This is a genomic window from Hansschlegelia quercus (assembly GCF_004310425.1).
In the GTDB taxonomy this organism is placed as follows: Bacteria; Pseudomonadota; Alphaproteobacteria; order Rhizobiales; family Methylopilaceae; genus Methylopila; species Methylopila quercus.
Genome location: NZ_SIUB01000004.1, coordinates 146,751 through 172,485 on the forward strand (window position 1 = coordinate 146,751; position 25,735 = coordinate 172,485).

The window sequence follows — 25,735 nt, forward strand, 5'->3', positions numbered from 1 at the left end:
GCCGAACGAACGGCTTTTCTTTCACGTTTCCCTATCCGGCCCTCCCTGCAAGGGAGTTCTCAGGAGTTCCCCTTCGTGATGCAAACGCTCGATCCCGCCGCTCCGCCCCGCGCGACGATGCGTCTGCAGTTTCACAAGGATTTCCCGTTCGAGAACGCGATCCCGCTCGCGCCCTATCTGAAGGCGCTCGGCGTCAGCCACCTCTATTCCTCGCCGATCCTCACCGCGCGCGCCGGCTCGATGCACGGCTACGACGTGATCGACCCGACCACTGTCAATCCGGAGCTTGGCGGCGAGGAAGGCTTCCGAAAGCTCGTCGCTGCGCTGCGCGAGCAGGGGCTAGGGATCATCGTCGATATCGTCCCGAACCACATGGCGGTCGGCAAGGACGACAATGCCTGGTGGCTCGACGTGCTGACCTACGGCCGCGGCAGCCGGTTCGGGCATTTCTTCGACATCGACTGGGAGCCCGCGGACCCAGCGCTCCACGGCAAGATCCTGGTGCCGACGCTTGGGCCGACCTATGGCGAGGCGCTCTCGTCCGGCGACCTCAAGATCACGCGCGAAGGCAAGCGCGGCGGTCTCGCGATCCGCTACGCCGATCACCTCTTCCCGCTGCGTCCCGAGGATCGGCAGGAGATCGAGGATTCCGGGCTCGAAGCCTATGACGGCACGACGCCGGAGGGCGAAGCCAAGCTGCACGCGCTGCTCGAGAAGCAGAACTGGCGGCTCGCCTCCTGGACGGTCGCCGGGGACGAAATCAACTGGCGCCGGTTTTTCGACGTCAACGAGCTGGCTGGACTGCGCATCGGCGACCCCGCAGTGTTCGAGGCGACCCACGAGACGCTGCTGAACCTCTACGCTGAAGGCCTGATCGACGGCTTCCGCGTCGACCATATCGACGGTCTCGCCGACCCCGGCCTCTACGCGCGGCGGCTTCGCGAGCATCTGGAGGAGCGCCAGAAAGAGCGGCCGGGCGCGCTTAGCGAACAGCCGGCTTATCTCGTCATCGAGAAGATCCTCGGGCCCGGCGAACGGCTCGCGACGGACTGGAAGGTCGACGGCGCGAGCGGCTACGATTTCATGGACGAAGTCAGCATGCTGGAGCACGCGTCGTCCGGCCAGGAGACGCTCTCGGCTTTCTGGGCCGAGATCTCGGGGAGGCCCGCGAGCTTCCATGACGAGGAGGAGATCGCCCGCCGCGAAATCCTCGACCGCTCGTTCTCCGCCCAGCTCGATCAGGCGACGATCGCGCTCCACGATCTGGCGCGCCTTGACTACCGCACGCGCGACACCTCAAAAGCCTCGATCCGCCGCGCGCTGATCGAGCTGCTCGCGCATTTCCCGGCCTACCGCACCTATGCGTCGCCCACGCTCGGGCGGACGGAAGGGGACAAGCCGATCTTCGCCACGGCGCTCGAAAAGGCGCGAGAGACCATCCTGCCGGCGGACGCGCCGATCCTCGACCTGCTGGACAACTGGCTCGGCGGCGAGCCTTCCCCGCCCGAGCAGGTCGTAGCCCGCGACAAGGCCATCCAGCGCTTCCAGCAGCTCTCCGCGCCCGTCGCGGCTAAAGCCGTCGAGGACACCGCGTTCTATCGCTACGGCAAGCTGCTCTCGCGCACCGACGTCGGCTTCGACGTCGCGACCTTCGCGATCGACGTCCCGACCTTCCACGAGAAGATGCAGGAGCGCGCCAAGACCTTCCCGGAGGCGATGCTCACCACATCGACCCACGATCACAAGCGTGGCGAGGACGTGCGCGCTCGTCTCGCCGTTCTGAGCGAAATTCCGGACGAGTGGATCGCCGCCGTCGAACGCTGGCGCGCGATGGCCGAGCCGTTCCGCGACGGCGACAAACCGAGCGCGGCTGACGAGCAGATCCTCTACCAGACCCTCGTCGGCGCCTGGCCGCACGACCTGAAGACCGACGATGCGAAAGGGCTCAAGACCTTCGCCGAGCGCATCGCCGGCTGGCAGCAAAAGGCGCTGCGCGAGGCTAAGCTCCAGACCGACTGGACCGCGCCGAACGAGGCCTACGAAAATGCGGCGCAGGGTCTGCTCAGCACGCTGCTGACCGGCTCGGACGCAGCGCTTCGCACGGACATCGCCGCGTTCGCCGCACGCATCGGCCCGGCGGGCGCCGCGAACGGCCTGCTGCAAATGCTGCTCAAGCTTACCGTCCCAGGCGTTCCCGACATCTACCAAGGCACCGAGTTCTGGGATCTGTCGCTGGTCGACCCCGACAACCGCCGGCCGGTCGATTACGACGCGCGGAGAGCCGCGCTCGACCGGAGAGAAACTGCTGCGACAGCGGCGGCGCACTGGGCGGATGGCGCGGTAAAGCAGGCGATCGCAGCGGCCGCGCTTGGGCTCCGCGCGAAGCGCCCGAAGCTGTTCGCCGCGGGCGCCTATGTCCCGCTTGAAATCACCGGACCATCGGCTGGCGATGTCGTCGCCTTTGCGCGCGCGCTCAATGACGACGCGGCCATCGTCATTGGCCTCCGCTGCATCGCAAATCGGCTTTCAGCCGATGGAAGCCTCTCGCTGAAGCCGGAAGTGTTGCAGGACCACCACATCGCGATCCCGCGCGCACATGTGGGACGCCAGACTATCGATCTAGCCACCGGACGTTCTCTCGCGCTGGAGCCCAAGATGTCCTTGGGGACAATGCTCTCGCTGCCGGTCTGCCTTCTCGAACTGACATAACGGCCTAAGTCGTTTTACGGATGGTCTCGCCGCGAAATCGTGTTGTCCTCTAAAGGCCGATTCATTCGCTGCTTCGTGCATAGCTTGCGCCTTTGAGGGGCGCCCTACGAAGCGGGCAGGTCGGCGAGGTGCGACCATGGACGCGCTCAAGCTCCAGGTGTCCCTTCAGGACGCCGAACTTCTGAACCAGGCTCTCGACGTCTACGCCACTACCCTGATGTGCGCACCCCTGGGCCTGGGTCTCGACCTCGCGATCGCGGCGCGTCAGCTGCGTGATCGGCTGGAGAACGCGGCGAACCAGCACGAAGCCGTGCGGGACGCCGCGGAAGACCCGGACGGCAACGTATTGATGTTCGCCCGCGTCTGAAGCGGCGGCGACGTCAAGCTTACCAGGTTTGTTGCCGCGACGAAGATTGCGCCAATTCACGCCGGAACCGCGGCCGTCATCCCGGGCTTGTCCCGGGATCCATAAACGCGGCGCTGCGAATTAAAGCCGGACGCGTATCGATCGATCCTGACAGAGTTGCGGCAATGGATCCCGGGAAGCCCGGGATGACGACGGAGGATGTCGGCGCGCAAACTGCCTCGCCGGGAAGCCCCAAGCGCTTCAGCGCCCCCTCAGTTCTCCGAATAGCTCTGGCCAGCCCTGCCGCCGACGCGTTCGAAGCCGTCCTTGGCGCGGCGATCGTTGCGGTCGATGTTCAGCGCCTGCGCATAGGACGCCCGCGCCTTGTTGGTCTCGCCGCGCTTCTCGAACGCCATGCCGCGCCCGATCCAGGCGTCGATATATTTCGGATTGAGCGTGCGAGCGGTGTTGAAGTCGTCAATCGCCGCCGCCGCGTCGCCTTCCGCGAGATAGCTCATGCCTCGCCCGACATAGGGCTCTGCGGCAGTCACCGAGATCGCGGTGGCCTTGGTGAAATCGTCGATCGCCTCGGCGTTTTGGCCCTGCGCCTGATGGATCAGGCCGCGATTGTGCCAGGCCTGCGCATTGTTCGGGTCAAGCTGGATCGCGCGGTTGAAGTCCTCCAGCGCGGCGTCGGTCCGGCCGGACTGGCGGTAGAGATTGCCGCGGCCGACATAGGCGGCGCTGTAATTGCCGTCGACCTCGATCGCGCGGTTGTAGTCCGCGAGCGCCGCGCCGTTATTGTTCAGTGAGCGGTAGGCAAGAGCGCGGTTGGCGTAGGCCTTGGCGAACGAGCCGTTGATCTGGATGGCGCGGTTGAAGTCGCCGATCGCGTTGTCGTACTGGCCGAGCCTTGCATAGGCCGAGCCGCGCATGTTGAGCGCTTCCGGATCGGACGGATTGGCGTTGACGACCTGGGTCAGCGAGCCGAGGTCGGACTGGCGAGCCGCATAGACGTCGGGATCGACCGAGCGCGAGCCGCCCGCTCCGCTCATCGTGTCGCAGGCCGCAAGTCCGAACGCGAGGAGAGCGAACGCGCCCCCACGAACCAGCAGCTTCGTCCCGACCCGCGCCTTCATGGCCTCACCTTCTTACCGCCCCAAGCGACCGTAGCCGCCAGACACAGGCGGATTGCGGCAGGATTGGGATCGTCGCCCCTGACATCGGCCGATCGCGCGGAACGCCCGGCCCCAAACGCGAAAACGCCCGCCGGCGTTGCCGGGCGGGCGCACTTTTCAGATCTTCCAACGCCTTGAGCGACCATACGCGCAAGAGGCGTCAGCGAATCACTCGATCGGTCTGAATCAGACCTTCTTCTTCGGCATCGGGATGAGGCCTTCGCGCTGAGCGCGCTTGCGGGCCAGCTTGCGGGCGCGACGGACGGCCTCAGCCTCCTCGCGCGCGCGCTTCTCGGACGGCTTTTCGTAATGGCCGCGGAGCTTCATTTCACGGAAGATGCCTTCGCGCTGCATCTTCTTCTTCAGGGCCTTGAGGGCCTGGTCGACATTGTTGTCGCGGACGAGAACCTGCACGTGTTGCCTCGGTTTGGCGAACGGGATCGGCGAAACAGGCCCCGTCCGAACCGGAACGAAGGCCGAAAACGAAAAAGCGACGCCCACGCGAAAACGCGCGCGCCGCTCGTGTGGCGGAGGGCATAGCAAAGCGAAGGGGGCTTGTCCATGAGGGCGAAGTCACTATGCGCGCGAGGGGTAACCCGCCGCGCGCAGAGAGCGCTAATCCCGCTCCACCCGCGTCACATGCCCCATCTTGCGGCCGGGCGCGGGCGCGCCTTTGCCGTAGAGGTGCAGCGCGGAGCCCGGCTCAGCCAGAATCTCGCGCCAGCGCTCGGCCTCGGCGCCGAGCAGGTTCGTCATCGTGACCCGGCCGCGCGTGACGGTCGAGCCGAGCGGCCAGCCGGCGATGGCGCGGACGTGCTGCTCGAACTGGCTGGTCTCGGCGCCCTCGATGGTCCAGTGCCCGGAATTGTGCACCCGCGGCGCGATCTCGTTGACGACGACGCGCTCGCCGGTCGGCCCGTCGACCAGAAACAGTTCGACAGCGAACACGCCGACATAATCGAGCGCCTGACCGATCTTTCGGGCGATGGCGAGCGCCGAGGCGGCCGTCTCCGACTTGATCGACGCCGGCACATGGGAGGAGCGCAGGATGTGGTTCTCGTGCCGGTTCTCCACCACGTCCCAGGCCGCGAAGGCGCCGTCGCGCCCCCGGGCGGCGACGACGGAGACTTCGGCGCGGAACGGCACAAAAGCCTCGAGGATGGCGGGCTGGCCATTCATCAGGCCGAGCGCCGCATCGAGCGCGACGCCCTCGCGCACCAGCGTCTGGCCCTTGCCGTCATAACCGAAGCGGCGCGTCTTTAGCACTGCGGGCCGACCGATGGCGCCGACCGCCGCCGCCATGCTGGCGCGGTCGTCGACGGCGGCGAAGTTCGGCGTCGGCAGGCCGAGGTCGCGGACGAAGCTCTTTTCCGTCAGCCGGTCCTGCGTGGTCGCGAGCGCCTTTTCGCCGGGAAACAGCGGCGCGTGGCTCGCCACCAGCCGGGCTGTCTCCGCCGGCACGTTCTCGAATTCGTAGGTGACGACATCGACGCTCTTGGCGAAGCGCGCCAGCGCCTCCTCGTCGTCATAGGCGCCGACGGTATGCGCGGCGGCGACATCGAAGGCGGGGCTCGCCGCGTCCGGCGCATAGATGTGGGCCTTCAGGCCGAGCGGCGCGGCCGCGAGCGCGATCATGCGGCCGAGCTGGCCGCCGCCGAGAATGCCGATGGTCGACCCGGGAGCGAGTGGAGCTGGCGCCATGGCTCAGGCGACCGTCGGGGTTTCGGCGACCGAATCGGTCTGCGCCTGCCGCCACGCGGCGAGCCGGCCTGCAAGCTCCTCGTCGTGGAGCGCGAGCACGGACGCCGCGAGCAGCGCCGCATTGATCGCGCCGGCCTTGCCGATGGCGAGCGTGCCGACCGGGACGCCGCCCGGCATCTGGACGATCGACAGCAGGCTGTCGAGGCCAGAGAGCGTGGCGGACTGGACGGGCACGCCGAAGACCGGCAGCGGCGTCATGGACGCGACCATGCCCGGCAGATGCGCTGCGCCGCCGGCGCCGGCGATCACCACCTGGAATCCTTCGTCCTTTGCGCCCTTGGCGAAGGCGACCAGCCGATCCGGCGTGCGGTGCGCGGAGACGATGCGCGCTTCGTGGCCGACGCCGAGCGCGCCAAGCGTCTCCGCGGCGTGGCTCATCGTCGCCCAATCGGACTGGCTGCCCATGACGATGGCGACAGGGGCGCGCTCGGCGCGGGGCTCCGCGGCCATTTCAAAGCTCCGGGTTCATGAGAGGCGGCCGGGACGATAGGCGCCGGGCCGCACGGCGGCAAGGACATGGCTCACGCGATGATGTCCGGCGTGAGCTGATCCTCGATGAAGATCATGCGATCCTTGAGGGCGAGCTTCCGCTTCTTCAGCCGCTGGATCTGCAGGCGGTCGCCGGCGTTCAGCCGCTCGAGCGCCTCGATGGCGTTGTCGAGGTCGCGATGCTCCTCACGAAGGCGGGCGAGCTCCTCGTGGGCCGCCTGCGCTTCGGCCCGCGCCTCGTCTTCACCCGCCATTCCGCCCCGTCCGTCACAACGCCACGCGTCTTGATCTCAAGCTGAGTATCGCTTTCGCGATGAAATGCGGCAAGTCCAGCGACGGATTCTCAACCACTGACGGAGGCGTGAGCGCAGATTCTACCTTTAGGGGTTCGACAGCATGTCATTGAGGTGACATCCTCCCCCGGTCGATCTTAACCAAGGGAGACGTAGCGTATGTCGATGGAAGCTCATCTGGCCGAGCTGGAAAAGAAGCATCGTGCTATCGAACGTGAGATTGAAGTAGAACTTACGCACCCGAATACGGATGATGTCAGAGTATCGTCGCTCAAGCGGAAAAAGCTCCGCATCAAAGACGAGATGACGCGTCTTCAGCCGCAGCCGCCTACGCTTCATTAGTCGAGCGCATCCCCCAAAACGTACAGCGTTCGCGCCGTCGACCACTAAGGCCGGCGGCGTTTTCATTTCTGGTTAGGCTGCACGAAAACGCCGCCAGACGATGCTGGCGGCGCGAATCACCTGGCTTCCGGCAGGGCCCAGGCAGGCTTAGCGGACGACGACCTTGGCGCCGACGGGCACCCGTTCGTAGAGGTCGGTGACGTCGAAATTGATCATCCGGATGCAGCCCGAAGACATCGCCTTGCCGATCGTCAGCGGCTCGTTGGTGCCGTGGATGCGGTAGAGCGTGTCCTTGCCGTCGCGATAGAGATACATCGCGCGGGCGCCGAGCGGGTTCTCCGGGCCGCCGGACATGCGGAGCGGCAGCTCCGGGCGGCGCTGCAGCATCTCGGGCGGCGGGACCCAATCCGGCCATTCCTGCTTGGCGCCTACCTTGGCCTCGCCGTTCCAGCCGAAGCCTTCCTTGCCGACGCCGACGCCGTAGCGCACCGCGCGGCCGTTTGGCTCCACGAGGTAGAGGAACTTGGACGCGGTATCGATCACGATCGTGCCGGGCGCTTCGCCGGTGGGATCGGTCACGTCCTGCCGGCGAAACTCGACCGGCAGCGCGCTGGGATAAGTCGTCGCCATGGCGGCGGCGGTCGGATCGAGGGTGGAGCTCGTGGTGCAGCCGGAAACGAGGCCCGCAAGGGCGATCGTCGCGGACGCCAGGAGAACGCGCGCTGACGCGGAGGACGCTGACTTCATCACCAACCCTTGGACGCCTTCCGCGACGGGCGCGACGCGCTTCGCCGGCGGGATCGAAGCCCCGCTATGCTTCGATTACGAAGATAAACGCGGAAACCGTCGAGCTGTGAGCAGGCTTGTCGCCGTCGCGTGGTTTTGGAAGGCGTCTGTGCCGCGCGCGCCACAGTTTTGGGCGTGCCCGTCTTCCTCTCAGGCGAGCAGATCGCGGTAGAGCGCGGCGTAAGTCTCGGCCGACGCGCCCCAGGAGACGTCGGTCGCCATGGCGTTGCGCTGGAGTTGCGCCCACGCCGCGCCGTTCGCATAAAGCGCCGCCGTGCGGCGGAGCGCCGACTCGAGCGGCGCGAGTGCGACCGGCGAGAACTGGATGCCCGTCGCGACGCCCGCGGCAAGCGCCATCGGGTTTGCGTCGATCACGGTATCGGCCAGTCCGCCAGTTCGCGCAACGACGGGGATCGCCCCATAGCGGAGCGCGCAGAGCTGGGTGAGGCCGCAGGGCTCGAACCGCGAGGGCACGAGCAGCGCGTCCGCTCCGCCCTGGACCAGCCGGGCGAGCGCCTCGTCATAGCCGAAGAAGCACCCGACGCGACCGGGATGCTCGGCCGCAAGGTCGCCGAAGCGCCGCTCAAGCCCGGGGTCGCCGGCGCCGACGAGCGAGAGGCTGGCGCCGAGGCCGACCAGCGTCGGCACGGCGTCGGCCAGGAGGTCGAGACCCTTCTGGTCCGACAGGCGGCTGACGACGCCGAACAGCAGGCGCTCGCCATTAGGCTCCAGTCCGAAGCGCTGGGCGAGCGTGAGCTTGTTGGTCTTGCGCGGCGCGAGGTCGGCGCGTCCGAAGCGCGCGGCGAGGCGCGGATCAGTCTCGGGATTCCAGACCTCCGTATCAATGCCGTTCAGCACGCCCGAGAGCGCGCTGGCGCGCGCGCTGAGCAGGCCCTCAAAACCTTGCCCGAACTCCGGCCGCAGGATTTCCGAGGCGTAGGTCGGCGAAACCGTGGTGATGCGGTCGGCAAAGTAGAGGGCGGATTTCAGGTAGCCGACGCCGCCATAGAACTCGACGCCGTCGATCTGCATGGCCTCGGACGGAAGTCCGAGCGCCGGCGCGAGGCTCGCCGGAAACCAGCCGGCGAAAGCGATGTTGTGGATTGTCGCGACGATCTTCGGCCGCGGGCCTCCGCCATAGGCGAGGTAGGCTGCGGCAAGGCCGGGCTGCCAATCGTGCAGGTGCACGATCTGCGGCGCCGGCAGCGAAGAGCCCCCTCCCCCGATTTGGGCCGCGGCCTTGGCGAGAGCCGCAAAGCGGAAGGCGTTGTCCGGCCATTCGGCGCCGGCGGCGTCGACATAGGGCCCACCGGCCCGCGCAAAGAGATGCGGCGCGTCGGCCGCGACGATGTGGAGCCCTCCGGCCATACCGCGCAGCAGCCGCGCATGTCCGCCGAACACGTCGCCCATGTCCGCGATCTCGGATGGCGCGTTCAGCGCCGCCATCACGGCCGGGTACCCCGGCAGCAGCGTGACGGTCTCGACCCCATGGGCGCTGAGCGCCCCCGGCAGCGCGCCGACAACGTCCGCCAGCCCGCCGGTCTTGATCAGCGGGTAGGCCTCGGACGCGACGGATAGAACGGTGATGGGCAAAGTTGGCTCGGCCGAAGTGGAAAGGCCGCGTTGCTATAGCGCCGTGCGCCATGCAAGGCGAGCAGCCGCGCCTCCCCGCCCGCATCCCGGACTCGGCCCGTGACTCAGAACCATCGGCTGAGCAGATCGGAGCGGCTCATTCAGCCAGTTCCGCGTGTCTGCATCCCGGCTCAAGACCGGGATGCGAGGGTGGCGACTCCCCGCCGGAACGTCCTGGCGCACCGTCCTACTCGCCCGCTCTCACAACCTGTCGATCATCGCCTGGGTGATCAGGCACACGCCCTTCTCAGTGCGGCGGAAGCGCTTGGCGTCAAGTTCGGGATCCTCTCCGACGACGAGCTTTTCGGGGATCGTGACGCCGCGGTCGATCACGACGTTCTTCAGCCGCGCTGACCGGCCGACGCAGGCGTACGGCATGACCACCGCGCGCTCCACAGCGCTGAACGAGTTCACGCGCACCCCCGTGAACAGCAGCGATTCTCGCACCGCCGCGCCCGAGACGATGCAGCCGCCGGAGACCAGCGACGACACCGCAGATCCCCGCCTGCCGTCCTCGTCGTGGATGAACTTCGCGGGCGGGGTGATCTCGGCATAGGTCGAGATCGGCCAGTTCTGGTCGTAGAGGTCGAGCGCCGGCACGAAGTCGGTCAGATCGATATTGGCCTCGAAATAAGCGTCCACCGTGCCGACATCGCGCCAGTACGGCTCCTTCTCGGAGGCCGAACGCACGCATGAGCGTGAGAAATGGTGGGCGACGGCTTTGCCGTTCTTCACGATGTCCGGAATGATATCCTTGCCGAAATCATGCGCGGAGTTCGGATCCTCGGCGTCCTTGCGAAGCAGATCAAACAGGAACTCGGTATCGAAGACATAGATGCCCATGCTGACGAGCGAGATGTCGGCCTTGCCCGGCATGGAGGGCGGATCGGCGGGCTTTTCCAGGAAGTCGATGATGCGGTCGGTCTCGTCGATATGCATCACGCCGAAGGCGCTCGCTTCCGACCGGGGCGCCTCGAGGCAGCCGACAGTGACGTCCGCCCCGCTCTCGACGTGCTGGGCGAGCATCTGCTCGTAGTCCATCTTGTAGATATGGTCGCCCGCTAAAACGATGATGTGGCGAACGGAGTAGTCCTCGACGATGTCGATGTTCTGATACACGGCGTCCGCCGTGCCGAGATACCAGGCGTCCTCAGAAACGCGCTGGCTCGCCGGCAGCAGGTCGAAGCTTTCGTTCAGATCGGTGCGGAAGAAGTTCCAGCCGCGCTGCAGGTGGCGGATCAGGCTGTGCGCCTTGTACTGGGTTGCAACCCCGATGCGGCGGATGCCGGAGTTGAGAGCGTTCGACAGCGTAAAGTCGATGATGCGCGCCTTGCCGCCGAAATAGACCGCCGGCTTCGCGCGCCGGTCGGTGAGCTCCATCAGGCGCGAGCCGCGCCCTCCGGCGAGCACGAAGGCCATCGCGCCGCGGGCGTAAGGGGGGCCGGGCGGCGTCTTGGCGGAAGGCATTGCGGAACTCCTGCGCACGCGGTCTGAAACGCCGCTCACTACGAGGCGGGCTTCACGTCCCATATCTCTTTCGCATACTCACCTATCGTACGGTCGGAAGAGAACCAGCCTACTTTCGCGGTGTTGATGGCGCTGGCCTTCATCCAGGCGGCCCGGTCGCGCCACATTTTGTAGACGCTACGCTGTGCGGCGAAATAGGCGTCGAAATCGGCGGTCACGAGGAAGGTGTCGTGATCGAGCAGGCCGTCGACCAGACCGGCGTAGCGGCTGGGATCGTCGGGCGAGAACACGCCGTTGCGGATCGATTCCAGCACCTCGCGCAATGTCGACGAGGCCTCGACCGCCGCCCGCGCGTCGTAGCCGCGCTTCTTGCGCGCCTCCACCTCGGCGGCCGTCAGTCCGAAGATGAAGATGTTGTCGTCGCCGACATGTTCCTTGATCTCGACGTTCGCCCCGTCGAGCGTTCCGATGGTGAGCGCGCCGTTGAGCGCGAGCTTCATGTTGCCGGTGCCGGACGCCTCCATGCCCGCGGTCGAGATCTGCTCGGAGAGGTCGGCTGCGGGGATGATGATCTCAGCCAGGCTGACATTGTAGTTCGGCAGGAAGGCCACCTTCAGCAGGCCGCGCACCGTCGGATCCGAATTTACGACCCGCGCGACGTCGTTCGCGAGTTTGATGATGAGCTTGGCCGAATGGTAGCTCGCCGCCGCTTTGCCGGCAAAGATCTTGACGCGGGGCATCCAGGCGCGCATCGGCTGGGCGCGCATCGCATTGTAGATCGCAATGGTCTCCAAGATGTTGAGCAGCTGGCGCTTGTATTCGTGGATGCGCTTGATCTGCACGTCGAACAATGCGTCGGGATCGACGAAGACGTCGTTGCGCTCAGCGATCACCCTGGCGAGGGCGAGCTTGTTCTCTCGCTTGGCCGCCGCCAGCGCCTCCTGGAGCCCTGAATCGCCTGCCATGTCGGCGAGCATTTCGAGCCGCGTCGGGTCGTCGAGCACTTCCACGCCGACCGCGTCGATCAGGATCTTGGTCAGCCGCGGATTGGCTTGGGCAAGCCACCTGCGGAAGGTGATGCCGTTGGTCTTGTTGACGATGCGGTCCGGATGAAGGGCGTGCAGCTCGCGGAACACGGTCTGCTTCATCAGGTCGGTGTGGAGCGCCGAGACGCCGTTGACTTTGTGGGAGCCGACAAAGGCGAGGATGCCCATGCGCACGCGCCGCCCCTGGCCTTCGTCGATCAGCGAGATCGCCGAAAGCAGCGCGTCGTCGGCCGGCTTCTTGGCGCGCGCGGCCTCCAGCTCCAGCGCGTTGATGAGGTAGATGATCTGCATGTGGCGCGGCAGCAGCCGCTCCATCAGCGGCACCGGCCAGCTTTCGAGCGCCTCGGGCAGCAGCGTGTGGTTGGTGTAGGAGAAGGTGGCGTTGGTGATCGCCCACGCCTCCGCCCACGGCACGCCGTTGAGGTCGACGAGGATGCGCATCAGCTCCGGCACCGCGATCGCAGGATGGGTGTCGTTGAGCTGGATTGCGACGTGGTCCGGCAGCGTGCGGAGGTCGCCCCGCTCCTCCATGTGCCGACGCACGAGGTCCTGCAGCGAGGCCGAGGCGAAGAAGTATTCCTGCCTGAGGCGCAGCTCCTGACCGTTCGGCGTCTCGTCGGAGGGATAGAGCACCTTCGAGATTGACTCGACGCGGACCCGATCGGACAGCGCGCCGACATAGTCGCCGCGGTTGAAGGCGTCGAGCGAGATCGGATCCGGGGCGCGGGCCGACCAGAGCCGCAGCGTGTTGACGTGCCGGCCGCGCCAGCCAACCACGGGAATATCGAAAGCGACCGCCTCCACCTTCTCGCCGGGCCGCCAGATCTGCTTGGGCTGGCCGCCTTCGTTGACCTGCTCGACATAGCCGCCGAAGCCGATCGGATAGTCGATCTCGGGGTGAGCGAACTCCCAGGGGTTCCCGAAGGAGAGCCAGTCCTCGGGATATTCCTGCTGCCAGCCGTCGCGCATGCCCTGGCGGAAGAGGCCGTGGTCGTAGCGGATGCCGTAGCCGAAGGCCGGCACGCCGATCGAGGCCATGGAATCCATGAAGCAGGCGGCGAGACGCCCCAGGCCGCCATTGCCGAGCGCCGCGTCCGGCTCCTCCTGGCGGATCTCGTTGAGGTCGATCCCGAGGCCGGCCAGCGCCTCGCGCGTCGGCTCGGTCAGCCCGAGATTGTTGAGCGCGTCGAACAGCAGACGCCCGATGAGAAATTCCAGCGAAAGGTAGTAGACGCGCTTGAGAGGCTTGGCGTGCTCGCCCGTGTGCTCGACGACCCAGCGATCGACGATGCGGTCGCGCACGGCATAAGCCGTCGCGACGAACCAGTCGCGCTTGCTTGCGGTCTCAGGCGAGCGGCCGACGGAATAGGTCAGCTCCGCCAGGATCTCCTTGCGGAGCTTGGCGACGTCGACGCCTGCATCCGCGCCGCCGCCCTCCGTCGCCCCCGCCATGCGCACGGGGCGCTTCGCAGTCTCGGGCGTCGTGGTCGCGGCGCTGTCGTTCATCGTGGAGCCTCCAGTGGTCGCTTCGGGCGCAGTCAAACACGACAAGACGACGATTGCGATGACCGCACTGCGCAAAATTCGGGCGCGACGATGCCGCAGGCGCGAAGGTCATTAGGCGCGGATTTATCCTCTCTCCCGCTTGCGGGAGAGAGCTAGGGTGAGGGACTTCAGGCTAAGCGCAGCCCTCTGCGCCCGACGCCTCCATCCGGCTGCCGTCGCAGCGTCTCCGCAAGTGAGGAGAAGAGAAGGTGGCCAGCGCGCTACTCTGCGGCCGCCACGTAGAGCTTGCCTCCGCCCTCCAGGAACTCTGCGGTCTTCTCCTTCATTCCGGCCTCCGCCTCCAGCGACAGCCGCTCGTTGTCTCCCATCGCTTTCGCCTCTTCCCGAAGCTCACGCGTGATCTGCATGGAGCAGAACTTGGGGCCGCACATCGAGCAGAAATGGGCTACCTTGTGGGCGTCCTTCGGCAGCGTCGCGTCGTGGAAGGCGCGCGCGGTGTCGGGGTCGAGCGAGAGGTTGAACTGGTCCTCCCAGCGGAAGTCGAAGCGCGCTTTCGACAGCGCGTTGTCCCTCACTTTTGCCGCCGGATGGCCCTTGGCGAGGTCGGCCGCATGCGCGGCGATCCGGTAGGTGATGACTCCGGTCTTGACGTCGTCGCGGTCCGGCAGGCCCAGATGCTCCTTGGGCGTGACGTAGCAGAGCATCGCCGTGCCGAACCAACCGATCATCGCCGCGCCGATGCCGGAGGTGATGTGGTCGTAGCCCGGCGCGATGTCGGTCGTGAGCGGCCCGAGCGTATAGAACGGGGCCTCGCCGCATTCGCGGAGCTGCTTGTCCATGTTCTCCTTGATCTTGTGCATGGGCACGTGGCCCGGCCCCTCGATCATGACCTGGCAGCCCTTATCCCAGGCGATCTTGGTGAGTTCGCCCAGCGTCTCGAGCTCCGCGAACTGCGCCGCGTCGTTGGCGTCCGCGATCGAGCCCGGGCGCAGGCCGTCCCCGAGCGAGAACGAGACGTCGTATTTCCGCATGATGTCGCAGATCTCGTCGAAGCGTTCGTAGAGGAAGCTCTCGCGGTGCCCGGCGAGGCACCAGCGCGCCATGATCGAACCGCCGCGCGAGACGATGCCGGTCATCCGGTTCGCGGTCAGCGGCACGTGGCGCAGGCGCACGCCGGCGTGGATCGTGAAGTAGTCGACGCCCTGCTCGGCCTGCTCGATCAGCGTGTCCTTGAAGATTTCCCAATCGAGCTTGAGCGGATCGCCGTCGACCTTCTCCAGCGCCTGGTAGATCGGCACGGTGCCGATCGGCACGGGCGAGTTGCGGATGATCCAGGACCGGATGTTGTGGATGTTGCGGCCTGTGGAGAGGTCCATGACCGTGTCCGCGCCCCAGCGGATCGCCCAGACGAGCTTCTCCACCTCCTCCGCCGCGCCCGAGGTGACGGCCGAGTTGCCGATATTGGCGTTGACCTTGACTAGGAAGTTCCGGCCGATCGCCATCGGCTCGAGCTCGGGATGGTTGACGTTCGCCGGGATGATCGCCCTGCCCCGCGCCACCTCCTCACGCACGAATTCCGGCGTCACGAAGTTCGGGATCGCGGCGCCGAAGCTTTCGCCGTCCGCGTGGCGCTCGCTCGCGCCGTCGAGCGCCGCCTCGCGGGCGAGGTTCTCGCGGTGCGCGACGAAGATCATCTCCTCGGTGACGATCCCGGCCTTTGCGAACTCGTATTGCGTGACCATCTGGCCGCGCGCCGCCTCGCGGATCACCCGAGTGGCGGGACAAGCGGCGACCAGTCGGTCGGCCGGGACGTTGCCGTTATCCTCCGGTTTCACCGCGCGGCCGGACGCGACGTCGAGCCCGCGCGCAGCGATCCAGCTTTCGCGGACCGACGGCAGGCCGTTGGCGAGGTCGATCGTCACGCCGTCTTCCGTGTAGGGGCCGGACGGATCGTAGACCCGCACTGGGGCCTCGTTCACGTCTGTCAGCCTGATCTCGCGGAACGGCACGCGCATGTCAGGATATGACTTCGGCGCGGCGTAGACCTTTCGCGAGCCCATGATCGGGCCGGTCGTCACGCTTGTCGGCGCGGCGCGCGTATCTTTGGGGGGAATGTGGACGTTCATTGGGGATCTCCTCCTCGAAAATGCTCGCGGGAGATCCGGGAAATCGTGACGAGAAATCTGGGCGAGCTTGGACTCGAAAAGGCGCCGCTCGCTGGTTCCAGTCCCTTCGCCGGCATGACCCGGATCAGGTTCGAAGGGATCGGCCTCTGGCCATCTCAGCCCCGCATCGCAGCGGGACGCCCCTCGGAACGTGAGCCGAGGTTAGGAGCGGGAAGCAGGGTTGTCGAGGCTAATCGGCCGTTTGACGAAGCTGCGTGACAAGCGCTTCGATGTCGAGTTCTCGCTCGTCGAGAAAAAGATCAACCTCAAGCGGATTTCGTAGAGGCAGACCGCTCGGCGGCTCATCCCCATAGGCGCGGAACGACGCGGAGGCCTGACGAACAACGCGCACCCAGACCTTATCACCGGCAATCCGTCCTCGCATGGCAGGCGACAGCCGTTGCTGCAGATCAGCATGAAAGCCAATGATCTCGTCAATCCACTTCGCGTTCAGCGCCGGATCAGGCGAGTAAGCTAGCTTGATGAGGTGGAGAAAGATGAGCCTGAGAAAACTCTCCACAGCATCCAACTGCGATCGCCCCACGCTTTCGATCTCCTCGGCGACGTTCTCCAGGTCGAGGTCGTTGGGTAATCCCGGTGCCCGGGTCTTCAGTTCGCGAAGCAACGCGGCCTGGCGTTCGGACCAGAGCAGGATGTCGGTATCGTAATCGGCGACGTCGCTCATGGGCTGAATGTCGCGCCGCGGCCTGCCGTTTGCAACTTGTCAGGAGCGAGACGAAGGCTCCGCCAGATCCGCGGCCGGGAGGTTCGTCTTGACGAGGCGCTGGCCGTCGTCGGCAAGCGTATAGACCAGCGCCTGCGCCGTGCCGATGTTGACGTCTTCGATCGCTTCCGCATCGATCCGGTCCAGTCGCATCAGCATCGAGCGCAACGCGTTGCCGTGACCGACGAGCAGCGCGCAGCCTCCGGCGCGGACGACCGGGGCGATCTCACGCTCGTAGAACGGCCAGACGCGCGCAGCCGTCATGGCCAGGCTCTCCCCGCCCTCCGGAACGGCGTCATAGGACTTGCGCCAGATCCTGACCCGCTCGGCGCCGAAGCGCTCGCGCGCCTGGCTCTTGTTCAGTCCCGCAAGCCCGCCATAGTCCCGTTCGTTTAGCGCCGCGTTCTTTCGCACTGGAAGGTCGGACTGGCCGAGCTCGCCGAGGATCAGCTCCATCGTCTGGCTGGCGCGCGTCAGCATGCTCGTGAAGGCATGCGTGAAGCTCAGGTTCAGGCGCCGCAGCTCCTGGCCCGCCGCAACCGCCTCCTCGACGCCGCGAGGGGTGAGCGCCGGGTCGCGCAGCCCGGAGAACAGGTCTTGCGCGTTGTCCTCGCTTTGTCCGTGGCGGACAAGGACGAGGATGCGGGAGAGATCGGTCGCCATGGAAACTTCCGGAAGCCCTGAACGGCGAAAGGCCGGGCTGGCCCGGCCTTTCGGAGTACCAGTCGGAGACGCCGCTTAGGAAACGGCGTGTCGCCTCAGTTGATATGCGGCAGGAGCTTGTCGAGCGAGGACTTGGCGTCGCCGTAGAACATCCGCGTGTTCTCCTTGTAAAACAGCGGGTTCTCGATGCCGGAATACCCCGTGCCCTGACCGCGCTTCGAGACGAACACCTGCTTCGCCTTCCAGACCTCGAGCACCGGCATGCCGGCGATCGGCGAGTTGGGGTCTTCCTGCGCCGCCGGGTTCACGATGTCGTTCGAGCCGATCACGATGACGACGTCCGTGCTCGGAAAATCCTCGTTGATCTCGTCCATTTCCAGAACGATGTCGTAGGGGACCTTCGCTTCGGCGAGCAGCACGTTCATATGGCCGGGAAGGCGGCCGGCGACGGGGTGGATCGCGAAACGCACCTCCTTGCCGGCGGCGCGGAGCTTGCGGGTCAGCTCGGACACCGCCTGCTGCGCCTGCGCGACCGCCATGCCGTAGCCCGGCACGATGATGACGCTGTCGGCCTCGTTCAGCGCCGACGCCACGCCGTCGGTGTCGATGGCGATCTGCTCGCCCTCGATCTCCTGCGCCGGACCGGTCGTGGAGCCGAAGCCGCCGAGGATGACCGAGACGAACGACCGGTTCATGGCCTTGCACATGATGTAGGACAGGATCGCGCCGGAGGAGCCGACGAGCGCGCCGGTCACGATCAGGAGATCGTTGCCGAGCGTGAAGCCGATCGCGGACGCCGCCCAGCCCGAATAGCTGTTCAGCATGGAGACGACGACCGGCATGTCCGCGCCGCCGATCCCCATGATGAGATGGTAGCCGATGAAGAAGGCGGCGAGCGTCATCAGGACGAGCGCCCACATCCCCGCGCCATTCACGTAGAGCAGCAGCAGCAGGAGCGAGAGCCCGGCCGCGCCGGCGTTGAGCATGTGGCCGCCGGGGAGCTTGGTGGCCTTGCCGTCGACCTTTCCCGCGAGCTTGCCGAAGGCGACGATTGAACCGGTGAAGGTGACGGCGCCAATGAAGACGCCGAGGAAAACCTCGACCTTCAGGATCGCGATCTCGACGCCGGTCTTGTGCGCCAGCACCTCGGCGAAGCCCGTTAGCCCGGCGCGGGCCGCCTCGTCCATATGCTGCACGGCGACGAGTTCGAGATGGGCGTTGTAGCCGATCAGCACCGCCGCGAGGCCGACGAAGGAATGCAGCGCAGCGACCAGCTGCGGCATCTCCGTCATCTGCACGCGCGTCGCCACCTGCCAGCCGATGGCGGCGGCGGCCGCGAACATGATCAGGACGAGCCAGAGCTTGCCGGCGCCCGGTCCGAACACCGTGGCGGCGACAGCGAGACCCATGCCGACGATGCCGTACCAGACGGCGCGCTTGGCGCTCTCCTGGTTCGACAGGCCGCCGAGCGAGAGGATGAAGAGGATGGACGCGGAGATATAGGCCGCGGAAACGATACCGATGCTCACGGCGGCCTCCTCAGGACTTTTGGAACATGGCGAGCATCCGGCGGGTCACGAGGAACCCGCCGACGATGTTCACCGAGGCGACCAGGATCGCCACCGCGGACAGCAGCGGCACCATGAAGCCGTGAGCGCCGACCTGCAGCAGGGCGCCAAGCACGATGATGCCGGAGATCGCGTTGGTGAGAGCCATGAGCGGCGTGTGCAGCGAATGGGCGACGCCCCAGATAACCTGGAAGCCGACGAAGCACGCGAGCGCGAAGACGATGAAGTGGCTCATGAAGCTTGCCGGCGCGACGGCGCCCACCAGCAGCAGCAGCACGGTCCCGACGGCGAGCAGCGTGATCTGGAAGCGCGTCTGCTCCTTGAAGGCGGCCACTTCGCCCGCGCGTCGCTCCGCCGGCGTCAGCTCCTTGGCCTTCTCCTTCGGCTTCTGCGCCGCGATCGCCTTCACCGTGGGCGGCGGCGGCGGATAAGTGATCTCACCGCCATGGGCGACGGTCGCGCCGCGGATCACGTCGTCGGCCATGTTGTGGACAACCTGGCCGTCCTTGCCGGGCGTCAGATCCGTCAGCATGTGGCGGATGTTGGTCGCGTAGAGCGACGAGGACTGCGCCGCCATCCGGCTTGGGAAGTCGGTGTAGCCGATGATCGTGACGCCGTTCGATGAGACGACGCGCTGGTCCTTTTGCGTCAGCTCGCAATTGCCGCCGCGCTCCGCGGCGAGATCGACGATGACCGAGCCGGGCTTCATCGCCTCGACCATGTCCTTCGTCCACAGCACGGGCGCGTCGCGACCGGGGATCAGCGCCGTCGTGACGACGATGTCGATGTCGGGCGCGAGTTCTCGGAACTTCTTGAGCTGCGCCTCGCGGAACTCGGGGCTCGAAGGGGCCGCATAGCCGCCGGTGGCGGCGCCGTCCTGCTGGCTCTCCTCAAAATCGAGATAGACGAAGCTCGCGCCCATCGACTCGATCTGCTCGGCGACTTCCGGCCGCACGTCGAAGGCGTAGGTGATCGCGCCGAGCGCGGTCGCCGCGCCGATCGCGGCCAGTCCCGCGACGCCTGCGCCGATCACCAGCACCTTCGCCGGCGGGACCTTGCCGGCCGCCGTGATCTGGCCGGTGAAGAACCGCCCGAAATTGGCGCCGGCCTCGATCACCGCGCGATAGCCGGCGATGTTCGCCATCGACGACAGGGCGTCCATCTTCTGAGCGCGCGAGATGCGCGGCACCATGTCCATGGCGATGACCGACGCGCCGGTCTTCGCGCTGAACTCCAGGAGCTCCTTGCTCTGGGCCGGGTAGAAGAACGAGATCAGCGTCTTGTCGGCGTTCAGGCGCTCGACTTCGGCGTTTTCCGGCGGGCGCACTTTGGCGATGACGTCCGCGCGCTCCCAGAGAGACGCCGCGCTGTCGACCACCTCGACGCCGGCGTCGCGATAGGCCTCGTCGGTGAAGCCCGCCGCCGTTCCGGCGCCGGCCTCGACAAGGCACTCATACCCAAGCTTCTGGAGCTGCTTGGCGCTTTCGGGCGTCATCGCGACGCGCGCTTCGCCCGCTGCCACTTCCTTTGGCGAACCAATCTTCACTGCGCGCTCTCCCGGCGAGGTCTCACGATCTTCTTGTCATCGTCAGCGCCGCCGGGGACCAGATCTCCCGCCCGCGCAGGTTCGGTCGACGCCGGAATGCATCCGGCGCCGCGTTTCGTCATTGATCGGAAGGATCAGCCGAAGACGAAGTGGAGGGCGAGCAGCAGGACACCCGAAACGATCGCGGGGATGAGGGTGCCCTTGGGCGTCATCATGCCGGCGATGCCCGTCACCAGCGACAGGACGATGCCGAAGCCGCACAGCTTCCAGCTCCCGCCGACGCCGCCGATATAGAGCGAGATCATGATGACGATGAGATGGGCGGTGGCGACCTTGGTGAGCTTGGTCACCAGCGCGTAGGTGCGCTCGTGCTCGGCGTAATCGTTGCCGGTCGCGGTGGCGTATTCGACGGCGTGTTCGGCCATGCGGGCGATCCCCTGATTGGTCTTGGAGCTCAAAGACCAGCCGCATGTAGCGGAAAGGCAGGGGTGCGGCAATTGGGCCGAAAGTCTGGCATGCCAGATACCAGTTGACGTGCTAGGGAGCCGCTTCTTCGAGCCCGACCAGCCGAAGCGCGGAAAGCTGCCGTCCGGCGACCGCCTGCTCGCTGAAGCCCTCCATGGTTTCGCGGAACAGCTGCGCGAAATTCAGCTCGGCGCGCAGGTGAAGAAACACGCCGCCGAGCCCGATCGCCGCGCGGTCCATGAACACGAATTCGCGCGGCACGGTGATCGGCCCCTTGGCCTTCAGCTCCTGCGCGACCTGGAATGCCTGCTTGCGGCCGTATTCGCCCGGCGAGACGCCGTCGGCGATCGTGCGCACGCGATCGTCGAGCAGCGGCCCGTAGATGAACCGGGCCCAGATGTTCAAGACGTCGATCAGCTCGCGCTTCAGCCCCTTGAAGCCCCAGGTCTCGTAGGCGTGCACCACCCGCGCGTCGTCGCCGTCGCGCAGGCCCTCGTAGAGGTCGACCACGCCGCCGACGAAGCTCGGCGGGAAGATGCGGATGCAGCCGTAGTCCAGCAGGTTGATGCCGCGCGGCTCGCCGTCCGCCTCGAACGCCTGGTAATTGCCTAAATGCGGGTCGCCGTGGATGACGCCGTGCCCTGAAAACGGTCCCCACCAAGCCTTGAACATCGCGACGGCGAGCCTGTTGCGGATCTCGAGCGAGGCGTCTTTGTGCGCGAGCAGTTTGGTCCCATCGAGCCAGCCGAGGGTCAGCAGCCGCCCGGTCGAGAGCTCCGGCCTGACATGCGGAACGCGCACCTCCGGCGTGTCCTTCAGCATCTCGGCGTAGAGCGCGGCGTTCTTTGCCTCGCGGCGATAGTCGAGCTCTTCGCGGATGCGGGCGCCGATCTCCTCGGAGATCTGGCTCGTGTCGATCGAGCTGTCGAAGCGCCCACGCAGGTTGAACAGCAGCTTAAGCTGACCGAGATCGGCCTCCACGGCGGACGCCATGTCCGGGTATTGCAGCTTCACCGCGAGTTCTTCGCCGTCGAGCGCGGTCGCGCGATGCACCTGGCCTAGAGAGGCCGCAGCCGCCGGCTCCTTCTCGAAGCTTCCGAACTTGTCCAGCCAATCCGGCCCAAGCTCGGCCGCCATGCGCCGCCTCACGAAGCCGTAGCCCATCGGCGGCGCTTCGGACTGAAGCTGCGACAGCTCGGCCGCGTATTCCGACGGCAGCGCGTCCGGGATGGTCGCGAGCAGTTGCGCAACCTTCATGATCGGGCCCTTCAGCCCGCCGAGCGCGGCGCGAAGATCAGCCGCCCGATCCGCCCTGCCCGCTGCGCGGCCGAAGAACTGCGCCTGCGCGATACGCGCCGCGACCCCTCCGACATTGGCGCCGACGCGGACGTAGCGTCCCACCCGGGCGGAGAGGCGGTTTCGTTCGAGATCGGGGGTGTCGGCCATGAAAGGCTTACGCCGGGCGTGGGCGGTCGGTTCCAGACCTGACTTCCGACAAATCCGCCTTCGATAGCGGCCTCCACGCGATCGACTTCATGCCCAGGCCTTAGCACTGGAAGCGCCTCGCGCTCGATCGACGCTCGTGATCGCCTCCTTGCCAAGTACACTGGCCGCCCGCACCCTGACGCGCGAAAGACGCAAGCAATCGAAGGGGAAGACAGCCGATGATCCTGCGGGACCGCGTCGCCATCGTCACGGGATCGGGCTCGGGCATCGGCCGCGCCGGCGCGGCCATCATGGCGCGTGAGGGGGCCCATGTCGTGGTGGCGGACCGCGACGCTGCCGGAGCGGAGGAGACCGTCCGGCAGATCGTCGAGACCGGCGGAAGGGCAGAGGCGCTGATCGTCGACGTGGCGGATGACCGGGCGCTGGAGGACGGCGTCGCGGCGGTCGCCGCCAGACACGGCCGCATCGACATTCTGCACAACCACGCCGGGATCCAGGTCGCGGGCGACCTCGAGAGCGTGGACGTCGACGGCTTCGACCGGTCCTGGACGCTGAACGTGCGCGCCCATTTCATGGCGTCGCGATACGTCATGCCGATCATGAAGGCGGCTGGCGGCGGCGTCATTCTCAACACCTCGTCGAGCTCCGGCGTGCTCTACGATCGCGAGATGATCGCCTACACCACGACCAAGCACGCGGTGATCGCGATGACCCGGCAGATGGCGGGCGATTACGCCAGGCACGGGATTCGGGTGAACGCGCTCTGTCCAGGCTGGGTCGACACGCCGTTCAACGCTCCCTTCATCGCCCAGATGAGCGGACGGGAAGCGATCGAAGCCTATATCCGCGAGAAGGTCCCGCTCGGCCGCTGGGCCGACGTGACCGAACTCGCCGAACCCATCCTCTTCCTCGTCTCCGACCGATCATCCTACATGACCGGGCAGATCCTCGTGGTGGACGGCGGAGAATCCATCATCTGACGGACGCCTGCCGCCGACGCAGTGAGACGGCGGCAGCGGGCGCTCAGCCGGTCTTCTTGATCCGGATCAGCTGGAAGAACGGCGCCGGGAAGATCGGCTGGACGTCGATCACCTGCATGTCGGGCGTGGTGGCGGCCCAGGCCCGGAGCCGCGAGACCTTGAAGTCCGTGGACCACCCGACCTTCTTCACGAGCGGCGCGAGCGCCGTCTCGATCTTCATGCGCAGCCCGTCTTCCGCGCCCATCTTGGACGCCACGATGATCTCCCCGCCGGGCTTCAGCACGCGGCGCATCTCGGTGAGCGCGGCTTCCGGGTTCGGCACCAGCGTGATGACGAAGGGCACGGTCACGGCGTCGAAAGCGGCGTCGGGTAGCCCGAGATTGCAGGCGTCCATGACGGCGAGGCAGCGCACGTGAGACAACCCCTCCGCCTCGACCTTCTCGCGCGCCTTGGCGAGCATATGGCGGGACAGGTCGACGCCGACGACGCGGGCGATCGAGGGGTAGTAGCGCAGCACGAGACCGGTTCCGACGCCGATCTCGAGGATGTCCTTGCCGCAGGCCGCGGCGGCGTCGGCCGCCTTGCGCTGGCCGTCGGCCAGGAACTTCACATAGACCTTGTCGTAGAACGGGGCCCAGCTCTCATAGGCCTTCTTCTGGCCCGCCAGATCGTACTGAACGCTCACGCCGCAGCCTCGCTGACAGGCCTGTCCGGCCTCGCCTGAACGCGCTCGGGTCGGCGGACGATCCCGCCGCCAAGCACCCGCTCACCCGTCTCGCCGTCATAGAGCACGCAGGCCTGCCCCGGCGCGACGCCGGTCTCGCCCTCGAGCAGCTCGACCTCAGCCTCGCCTTCCACGACGCGCAGCACTGCCTGCTGCGGCGCCTTGGTCGAGCGCACCTTCGCGCAGACGGCGAGACCCTCGGAGCCGATGGCGTCGATTGCGCCATCGCCGAGCCAGTTCATCGCGCGGAGCTTGACGAGGCTGACGGCAAGCGCCGTCCGCGGTCCGACCACCACCGTTTTTGCGGCGGCGTCGATGCGCACGACGAACAGCGGCTCGCCATTGTCGTTGAGCCCGAGCCCGCGGCGCTGGCCGATCGTGTAGCGGACCACGCCCTCGTGGCGGCCAAGCGTGCGGCCGTCGACATGGACGACCGGGCCGGGCTCGGACGCGCCGGGCTTCAATCTCTCGACAACGTCCGAATAGCGGCCCTGCGGCACGAAGCAGATGTCCTGGCTGTCCGGCTTGTCGGCGACGGCGAGGCCGAGTTCGCGGGCGGCCTCGCGCACCTGCGGCTTCGTCAGGGTTCCGAGCGGGAAGCGCAGCATCGCGAGCTGCTCGGGGGTCGTGCCGTAGAGGAAATAGCTCTGGTCACGGTCGCCGTCGGCGGCCCTGAACAGGCCGCGCCCGCCGCCTGGGAGCGCGCGTGAGGCGACGTAGTGCCCGGTCGCCAGCGCCGCGGCGCCGAGATCCTTCGCCATGTCGAGCAGGTCGAGGAACTTGACGGTCTGGTTGCAGGCGACGCAGGGGATCGGCGTCTCGCCCGCGAGATAGCTTTCCGCAAACGGCTCGATGACGGACTTCCGGAAGCGCGCTTCGTAGTCGAGCACGTAATGCGGAATGCCGAGCCGCTCAGCGACGTCGCGGGCGTCGTGGATGTCGCGGCCGGCGCAGCACGCGCCCTTGCGAGCCGTCGCCGCGCCATGGTCGTAGAGCTGCATCGTCACGCCGACGACGTCGTAGCCGGCGCGGGCGAGCAGGCCGGCCACGACGGAGGAGTCGACGCCGCCCGACATGGCGACGACGACGCGCGTGTCCTTGGCGGGGCCGGGAAGGTCGAGGTCGGGCGTCACGGTCGGTGCGATGGCTCGGGCGTTCGAGGATGCCGGCTCTCTTACCCCCTCAAGCTCCGCGACGGAAGCCGCGCCCTCAGCTTCCGCTCGTCGGCGTCGTCACCTTCTTGACGTCGCCGAGCGAGATCGACAGATCGCCCATCGTCAGCAGCACCGTGCCGGTGGAGAAATCGACGCCGTCGACCACCCCGGTGACGTCGGTGCTCATGGTCACGCCGGCGCCTGCGGCGTTCTTGCCGGTGACCGTGATGCTGTAGGCGCTCGAATTCGTCAGGGACCCGTCATCGGTGACGCCGTCCCAGGTGTAGTCATTCTCGCCCTTGGCGAAGGTCGCCGTGCGGGTCGCGACCAGGTCGCCGTCGGAGTCGCGGATCTGGATCGTCGCGGCCACGTCGTCCTCGGGCGCGGTGATCGTCCAGGTTCCCTTGCCGTCGGTCAGCGTGGCGTCGCTGCCGTCGGCGACGATGGTCTTGCCCACCATGCCGACCGCGGTGTCGGCGCTCGAGGTCTGCGTCGCCGTCAGGATCGAGCCCAGCGTGTCGTTGGTCTTGAGCTGCTGCTCGACGCCCGCGAACTGCACGAGCTGCTGCGTGAACTGGTTGGTGTCGAGCGGGTCGAGCGGGTTCTGGTTCTTCAGCTGCGTCGTCAGCAGCGTCAGGAAGGTCTCGAAATTGTTCGCGAGCGTCGTGCCCGAGGAGGATGTCGCCGCGCTCGCGGTGCTCCCCGTCGAACCCGTTAGCGAACTTGTGCCGTCTATCGCCATGAT

The 25,735-nt window shown here is 66.8% G+C and carries 23 protein-coding genes and 1 riboswitch; of the genes, 4 read left to right on the forward strand and 19 right to left on the reverse strand.

The window, feature by feature from the left end:
- Positions 1–78: 78 nt before the first annotated feature.
- Together treY and EYR15_RS10110 are read left to right on the forward strand one after the other, a co-directional pair.
- Positions 79–2,709, forward strand: a complete 2,631-nt coding sequence (gene treY, locus EYR15_RS10105) for a malto-oligosyltrehalose synthase (protein ID WP_131003589.1) — start codon at positions 79–81, stop codon at positions 2,707–2,709.
- 136 nt (positions 2,710–2,845) lie between these two features.
- On the forward strand, positions 2,846–3,076 hold the full coding sequence (locus EYR15_RS10110; RefSeq protein WP_131003422.1) for a hypothetical protein: 231 nt from the start codon (positions 2,846–2,848) through the stop codon (positions 3,074–3,076).
- Positions 3,077–3,327: 251 nt separating this feature from the next.
- Here the strand turns inward: EYR15_RS10110 and EYR15_RS10115 are convergent, their stop codons facing one another.
- The 5 genes from EYR15_RS10115 to EYR15_RS10135 form a co-directional block, all read right to left on the reverse strand.
- On the reverse strand, positions 3,328–4,194 hold the full coding sequence (locus EYR15_RS10115; RefSeq protein ID WP_131003423.1) for a tetratricopeptide repeat protein: 867 nt from the start codon (positions 4,192–4,194) through the stop codon (positions 3,328–3,330).
- 225 nt (positions 4,195–4,419) lie between these two features.
- Complete coding sequence (gene rpsU / locus EYR15_RS10120) at positions 4,420–4,647, reverse strand: 30S ribosomal protein S21 (RefSeq protein WP_131003424.1); 228 nt, start codon at positions 4,645–4,647, stop codon at positions 4,420–4,422.
- Between the two features lie 201 nt (positions 4,648–4,848).
- Positions 4,849–5,934, reverse strand: coding sequence for a 5-(carboxyamino)imidazole ribonucleotide synthase (locus EYR15_RS10125; RefSeq protein WP_131003425.1), 1,086 nt, complete (start codon positions 5,932–5,934; stop codon positions 4,849–4,851).
- A 3-nt stretch (positions 5,935–5,937) separates the two neighbouring features.
- On the reverse strand, positions 5,938–6,444 hold the full coding sequence (gene purE, locus EYR15_RS10130; protein ID WP_131003426.1) for a 5-(carboxyamino)imidazole ribonucleotide mutase: 507 nt from the start codon (positions 6,442–6,444) through the stop codon (positions 5,938–5,940).
- 71 nt (positions 6,445–6,515) lie between these two features.
- The gene (locus tag EYR15_RS10135; RefSeq protein WP_131003427.1) at positions 6,516–6,737 is read right to left on the reverse strand and encodes a YdcH family protein; all 222 of its coding nucleotides are present in this window, start codon (positions 6,735–6,737) and stop codon (positions 6,516–6,518) included.
- A gap of 198 nt (positions 6,738–6,935) precedes the next feature.
- On the opposite strand from EYR15_RS10135, the gene EYR15_RS10140 reads away from it, so the two are divergent.
- Complete coding sequence (locus EYR15_RS10140) at positions 6,936–7,118, forward strand: YdcH family protein (RefSeq protein ID WP_131003428.1); 183 nt, start codon at positions 6,936–6,938, stop codon at positions 7,116–7,118.
- A gap of 147 nt (positions 7,119–7,265) precedes the next feature.
- Here the strand turns inward: EYR15_RS10140 and EYR15_RS10145 are convergent, their stop codons facing one another.
- The 11 genes from EYR15_RS10145 to EYR15_RS10195 all read right to left on the reverse strand — a co-directional run bounded on the left by EYR15_RS10145 (position 7,266) and on the right by EYR15_RS10195 (position 22,132).
- Positions 7,266–7,865, reverse strand: a complete 600-nt coding sequence (locus tag EYR15_RS10145; protein ID WP_131003429.1) for a L,D-transpeptidase — start codon at positions 7,863–7,865, stop codon at positions 7,266–7,268.
- 189 nt (positions 7,866–8,054) lie between these two features.
- Positions 8,055–9,497: a glycogen synthase GlgA gene (gene glgA, locus EYR15_RS10150; protein WP_131003430.1), complete on the reverse strand. Its 1,443-nt coding sequence runs from the start codon at positions 9,495–9,497 to the stop codon at positions 8,055–8,057.
- Between the two features lie 240 nt (positions 9,498–9,737).
- Entirely contained in the window at positions 9,738–11,003 is a 1,266-nt protein-coding gene (glgC, locus tag EYR15_RS10155) for a glucose-1-phosphate adenylyltransferase (protein WP_131003431.1), read from the reverse strand.
- 38 nt (positions 11,004–11,041) lie between these two features.
- Positions 11,042–13,555 (reverse strand): glycogen/starch/alpha-glucan phosphorylase, encoded by a 2,514-nt coding sequence (locus tag EYR15_RS10160; protein ID WP_131003432.1) that lies wholly within the window; start codon positions 13,553–13,555, stop codon positions 11,042–11,044.
- Between the two features lie 260 nt (positions 13,556–13,815).
- Complete coding sequence (gene thiC / locus EYR15_RS10165) at positions 13,816–15,681, reverse strand: phosphomethylpyrimidine synthase ThiC (RefSeq protein ID WP_131003433.1); 1,866 nt, start codon at positions 15,679–15,681, stop codon at positions 13,816–13,818.
- A gap of 83 nt (positions 15,682–15,764) precedes the next feature.
- Positions 15,765–15,875: riboswitch (TPP riboswitch) on the reverse strand.
- A 35-nt stretch (positions 15,876–15,910) separates the two neighbouring features.
- Complete coding sequence (locus EYR15_RS10170) at positions 15,911–16,405, reverse strand: DUF29 domain-containing protein (RefSeq protein WP_131003434.1); 495 nt, start codon at positions 16,403–16,405, stop codon at positions 15,911–15,913.
- A 39-nt stretch (positions 16,406–16,444) separates the two neighbouring features.
- Positions 16,445–17,107, reverse strand: coding sequence for a 2,3-bisphosphoglycerate-dependent phosphoglycerate mutase (locus EYR15_RS10175; RefSeq protein ID WP_131003435.1), 663 nt, complete (start codon positions 17,105–17,107; stop codon positions 16,445–16,447).
- A 95-nt stretch (positions 17,108–17,202) separates the two neighbouring features.
- On the reverse strand, positions 17,203–18,636 hold the full coding sequence (locus EYR15_RS10180; protein ID WP_131003436.1) for an NAD(P)(+) transhydrogenase (Re/Si-specific) subunit beta: 1,434 nt from the start codon (positions 18,634–18,636) through the stop codon (positions 17,203–17,205).
- Between the two features lie 10 nt (positions 18,637–18,646).
- On the reverse strand, positions 18,647–20,221 hold the full coding sequence (locus EYR15_RS10185; protein WP_131003437.1) for a Re/Si-specific NAD(P)(+) transhydrogenase subunit alpha: 1,575 nt from the start codon (positions 20,219–20,221) through the stop codon (positions 18,647–18,649).
- A 134-nt stretch (positions 20,222–20,355) separates the two neighbouring features.
- Positions 20,356–20,646, reverse strand: a complete 291-nt coding sequence (locus EYR15_RS10190; protein ID WP_131003438.1) for an aa3-type cytochrome c oxidase subunit IV — start codon at positions 20,644–20,646, stop codon at positions 20,356–20,358.
- A 112-nt stretch (positions 20,647–20,758) separates the two neighbouring features.
- Positions 20,759–22,132, reverse strand: a complete 1,374-nt coding sequence (locus tag EYR15_RS10195) for an ABC1 kinase family protein (RefSeq protein ID WP_131003439.1) — start codon at positions 22,130–22,132, stop codon at positions 20,759–20,761.
- A 218-nt stretch (positions 22,133–22,350) separates the two neighbouring features.
- Between EYR15_RS10195 and EYR15_RS10200 the strand changes: the two genes are divergently transcribed.
- On the forward strand, positions 22,351–23,112 hold the full coding sequence (locus EYR15_RS10200; protein ID WP_131003440.1) for an SDR family NAD(P)-dependent oxidoreductase: 762 nt from the start codon (positions 22,351–22,353) through the stop codon (positions 23,110–23,112).
- A 43-nt stretch (positions 23,113–23,155) separates the two neighbouring features.
- Here the strand turns inward: EYR15_RS10200 and EYR15_RS10205 are convergent, their stop codons facing one another.
- The 3 genes from EYR15_RS10205 to EYR15_RS10215 form a co-directional block, all read right to left on the reverse strand.
- On the reverse strand, positions 23,156–23,797 hold the full coding sequence (locus tag EYR15_RS10205) for a class I SAM-dependent methyltransferase (RefSeq protein ID WP_131003441.1): 642 nt from the start codon (positions 23,795–23,797) through the stop codon (positions 23,156–23,158).
- Entirely contained in the window at positions 23,794–24,969 is a 1,176-nt protein-coding gene (gene mnmA, locus EYR15_RS10210) for a tRNA 2-thiouridine(34) synthase MnmA (protein ID WP_165455469.1), read from the reverse strand. Before mnmA ends, EYR15_RS10205 begins: the two co-directional genes overlap by 4 nt.
- A 76-nt stretch (positions 24,970–25,045) precedes the next feature.
- Positions 25,046–25,732: a flagellar hook assembly protein FlgD gene (locus tag EYR15_RS10215; RefSeq protein WP_131003443.1), complete on the reverse strand. Its 687-nt coding sequence runs from the start codon at positions 25,730–25,732 to the stop codon at positions 25,046–25,048.
- Positions 25,733–25,735 lie beyond the last annotated feature (3 nt).

Bases quoted from the DNA above. Each gene is read 5' to 3' on its own strand.
- treY (WP_131003589.1), top strand. From the start codon at position 79: ATGCAAACGCTCGATCCCGCCGCTCCGCCCCGCGCGACGATGCGTCTG.
- EYR15_RS10110 (WP_131003422.1), top strand. From the start codon at position 2,846: ATGGACGCGCTCAAGCTCCAGGTGTCCCTTCAGGACGCCGAACTTCTG.
- EYR15_RS10115 (WP_131003423.1), bottom strand. From the start codon at position 4,194: ATGAAGGCGCGGGTCGGGACGAAGCTGCTGGTTCGTGGGGGCGCGTTC.
- EYR15_RS10125 (WP_131003425.1), bottom strand. From the start codon at position 5,934: ATGGCGCCAGCTCCACTCGCTCCCGGGTCGACCATCGGCATTCTCGGC.
- purE (WP_131003426.1), bottom strand. From the start codon at position 6,444: ATGGCCGCGGAGCCCCGCGCCGAGCGCGCCCCTGTCGCCATCGTCATG.
- EYR15_RS10135 (WP_131003427.1), bottom strand. From the start codon at position 6,737: ATGGCGGGTGAAGACGAGGCGCGGGCCGAAGCGCAGGCGGCCCACGAG.
- EYR15_RS10140 (WP_131003428.1), top strand. From the start codon at position 6,936: ATGTCGATGGAAGCTCATCTGGCCGAGCTGGAAAAGAAGCATCGTGCT.
- EYR15_RS10145 (WP_131003429.1), bottom strand. From the start codon at position 7,865: ATGAAGTCAGCGTCCTCCGCGTCAGCGCGCGTTCTCCTGGCGTCCGCG.
- glgC (WP_131003431.1), bottom strand. From the start codon at position 11,003: ATGCCTTCCGCCAAGACGCCGCCCGGCCCCCCTTACGCCCGCGGCGCG.
- EYR15_RS10160 (WP_131003432.1), bottom strand. From the start codon at position 13,555: ATGAACGACAGCGCCGCGACCACGACGCCCGAGACTGCGAAGCGCCCC.
- thiC (WP_131003433.1), bottom strand. From the start codon at position 15,681: ATGAACGTCCACATTCCCCCCAAAGATACGCGCGCCGCGCCGACAAGC.
- EYR15_RS10170 (WP_131003434.1), bottom strand. From the start codon at position 16,405: ATGAGCGACGTCGCCGATTACGATACCGACATCCTGCTCTGGTCCGAA.
- EYR15_RS10175 (WP_131003435.1), bottom strand. From the start codon at position 17,107: ATGGCGACCGATCTCTCCCGCATCCTCGTCCTTGTCCGCCACGGACAA.
- EYR15_RS10190 (WP_131003438.1), bottom strand. From the start codon at position 20,646: ATGGCCGAACACGCCGTCGAATACGCCACCGCGACCGGCAACGATTAC.
- EYR15_RS10195 (WP_131003439.1), bottom strand. From the start codon at position 22,132: ATGGCCGACACCCCCGATCTCGAACGAAACCGCCTCTCCGCCCGGGTG.
- EYR15_RS10200 (WP_131003440.1), top strand. From the start codon at position 22,351: ATGATCCTGCGGGACCGCGTCGCCATCGTCACGGGATCGGGCTCGGGC.
- EYR15_RS10215 (WP_131003443.1), bottom strand. From the start codon at position 25,732: ATGGCGATAGACGGCACAAGTTCGCTAACGGGTTCGACGGGGAGCACC.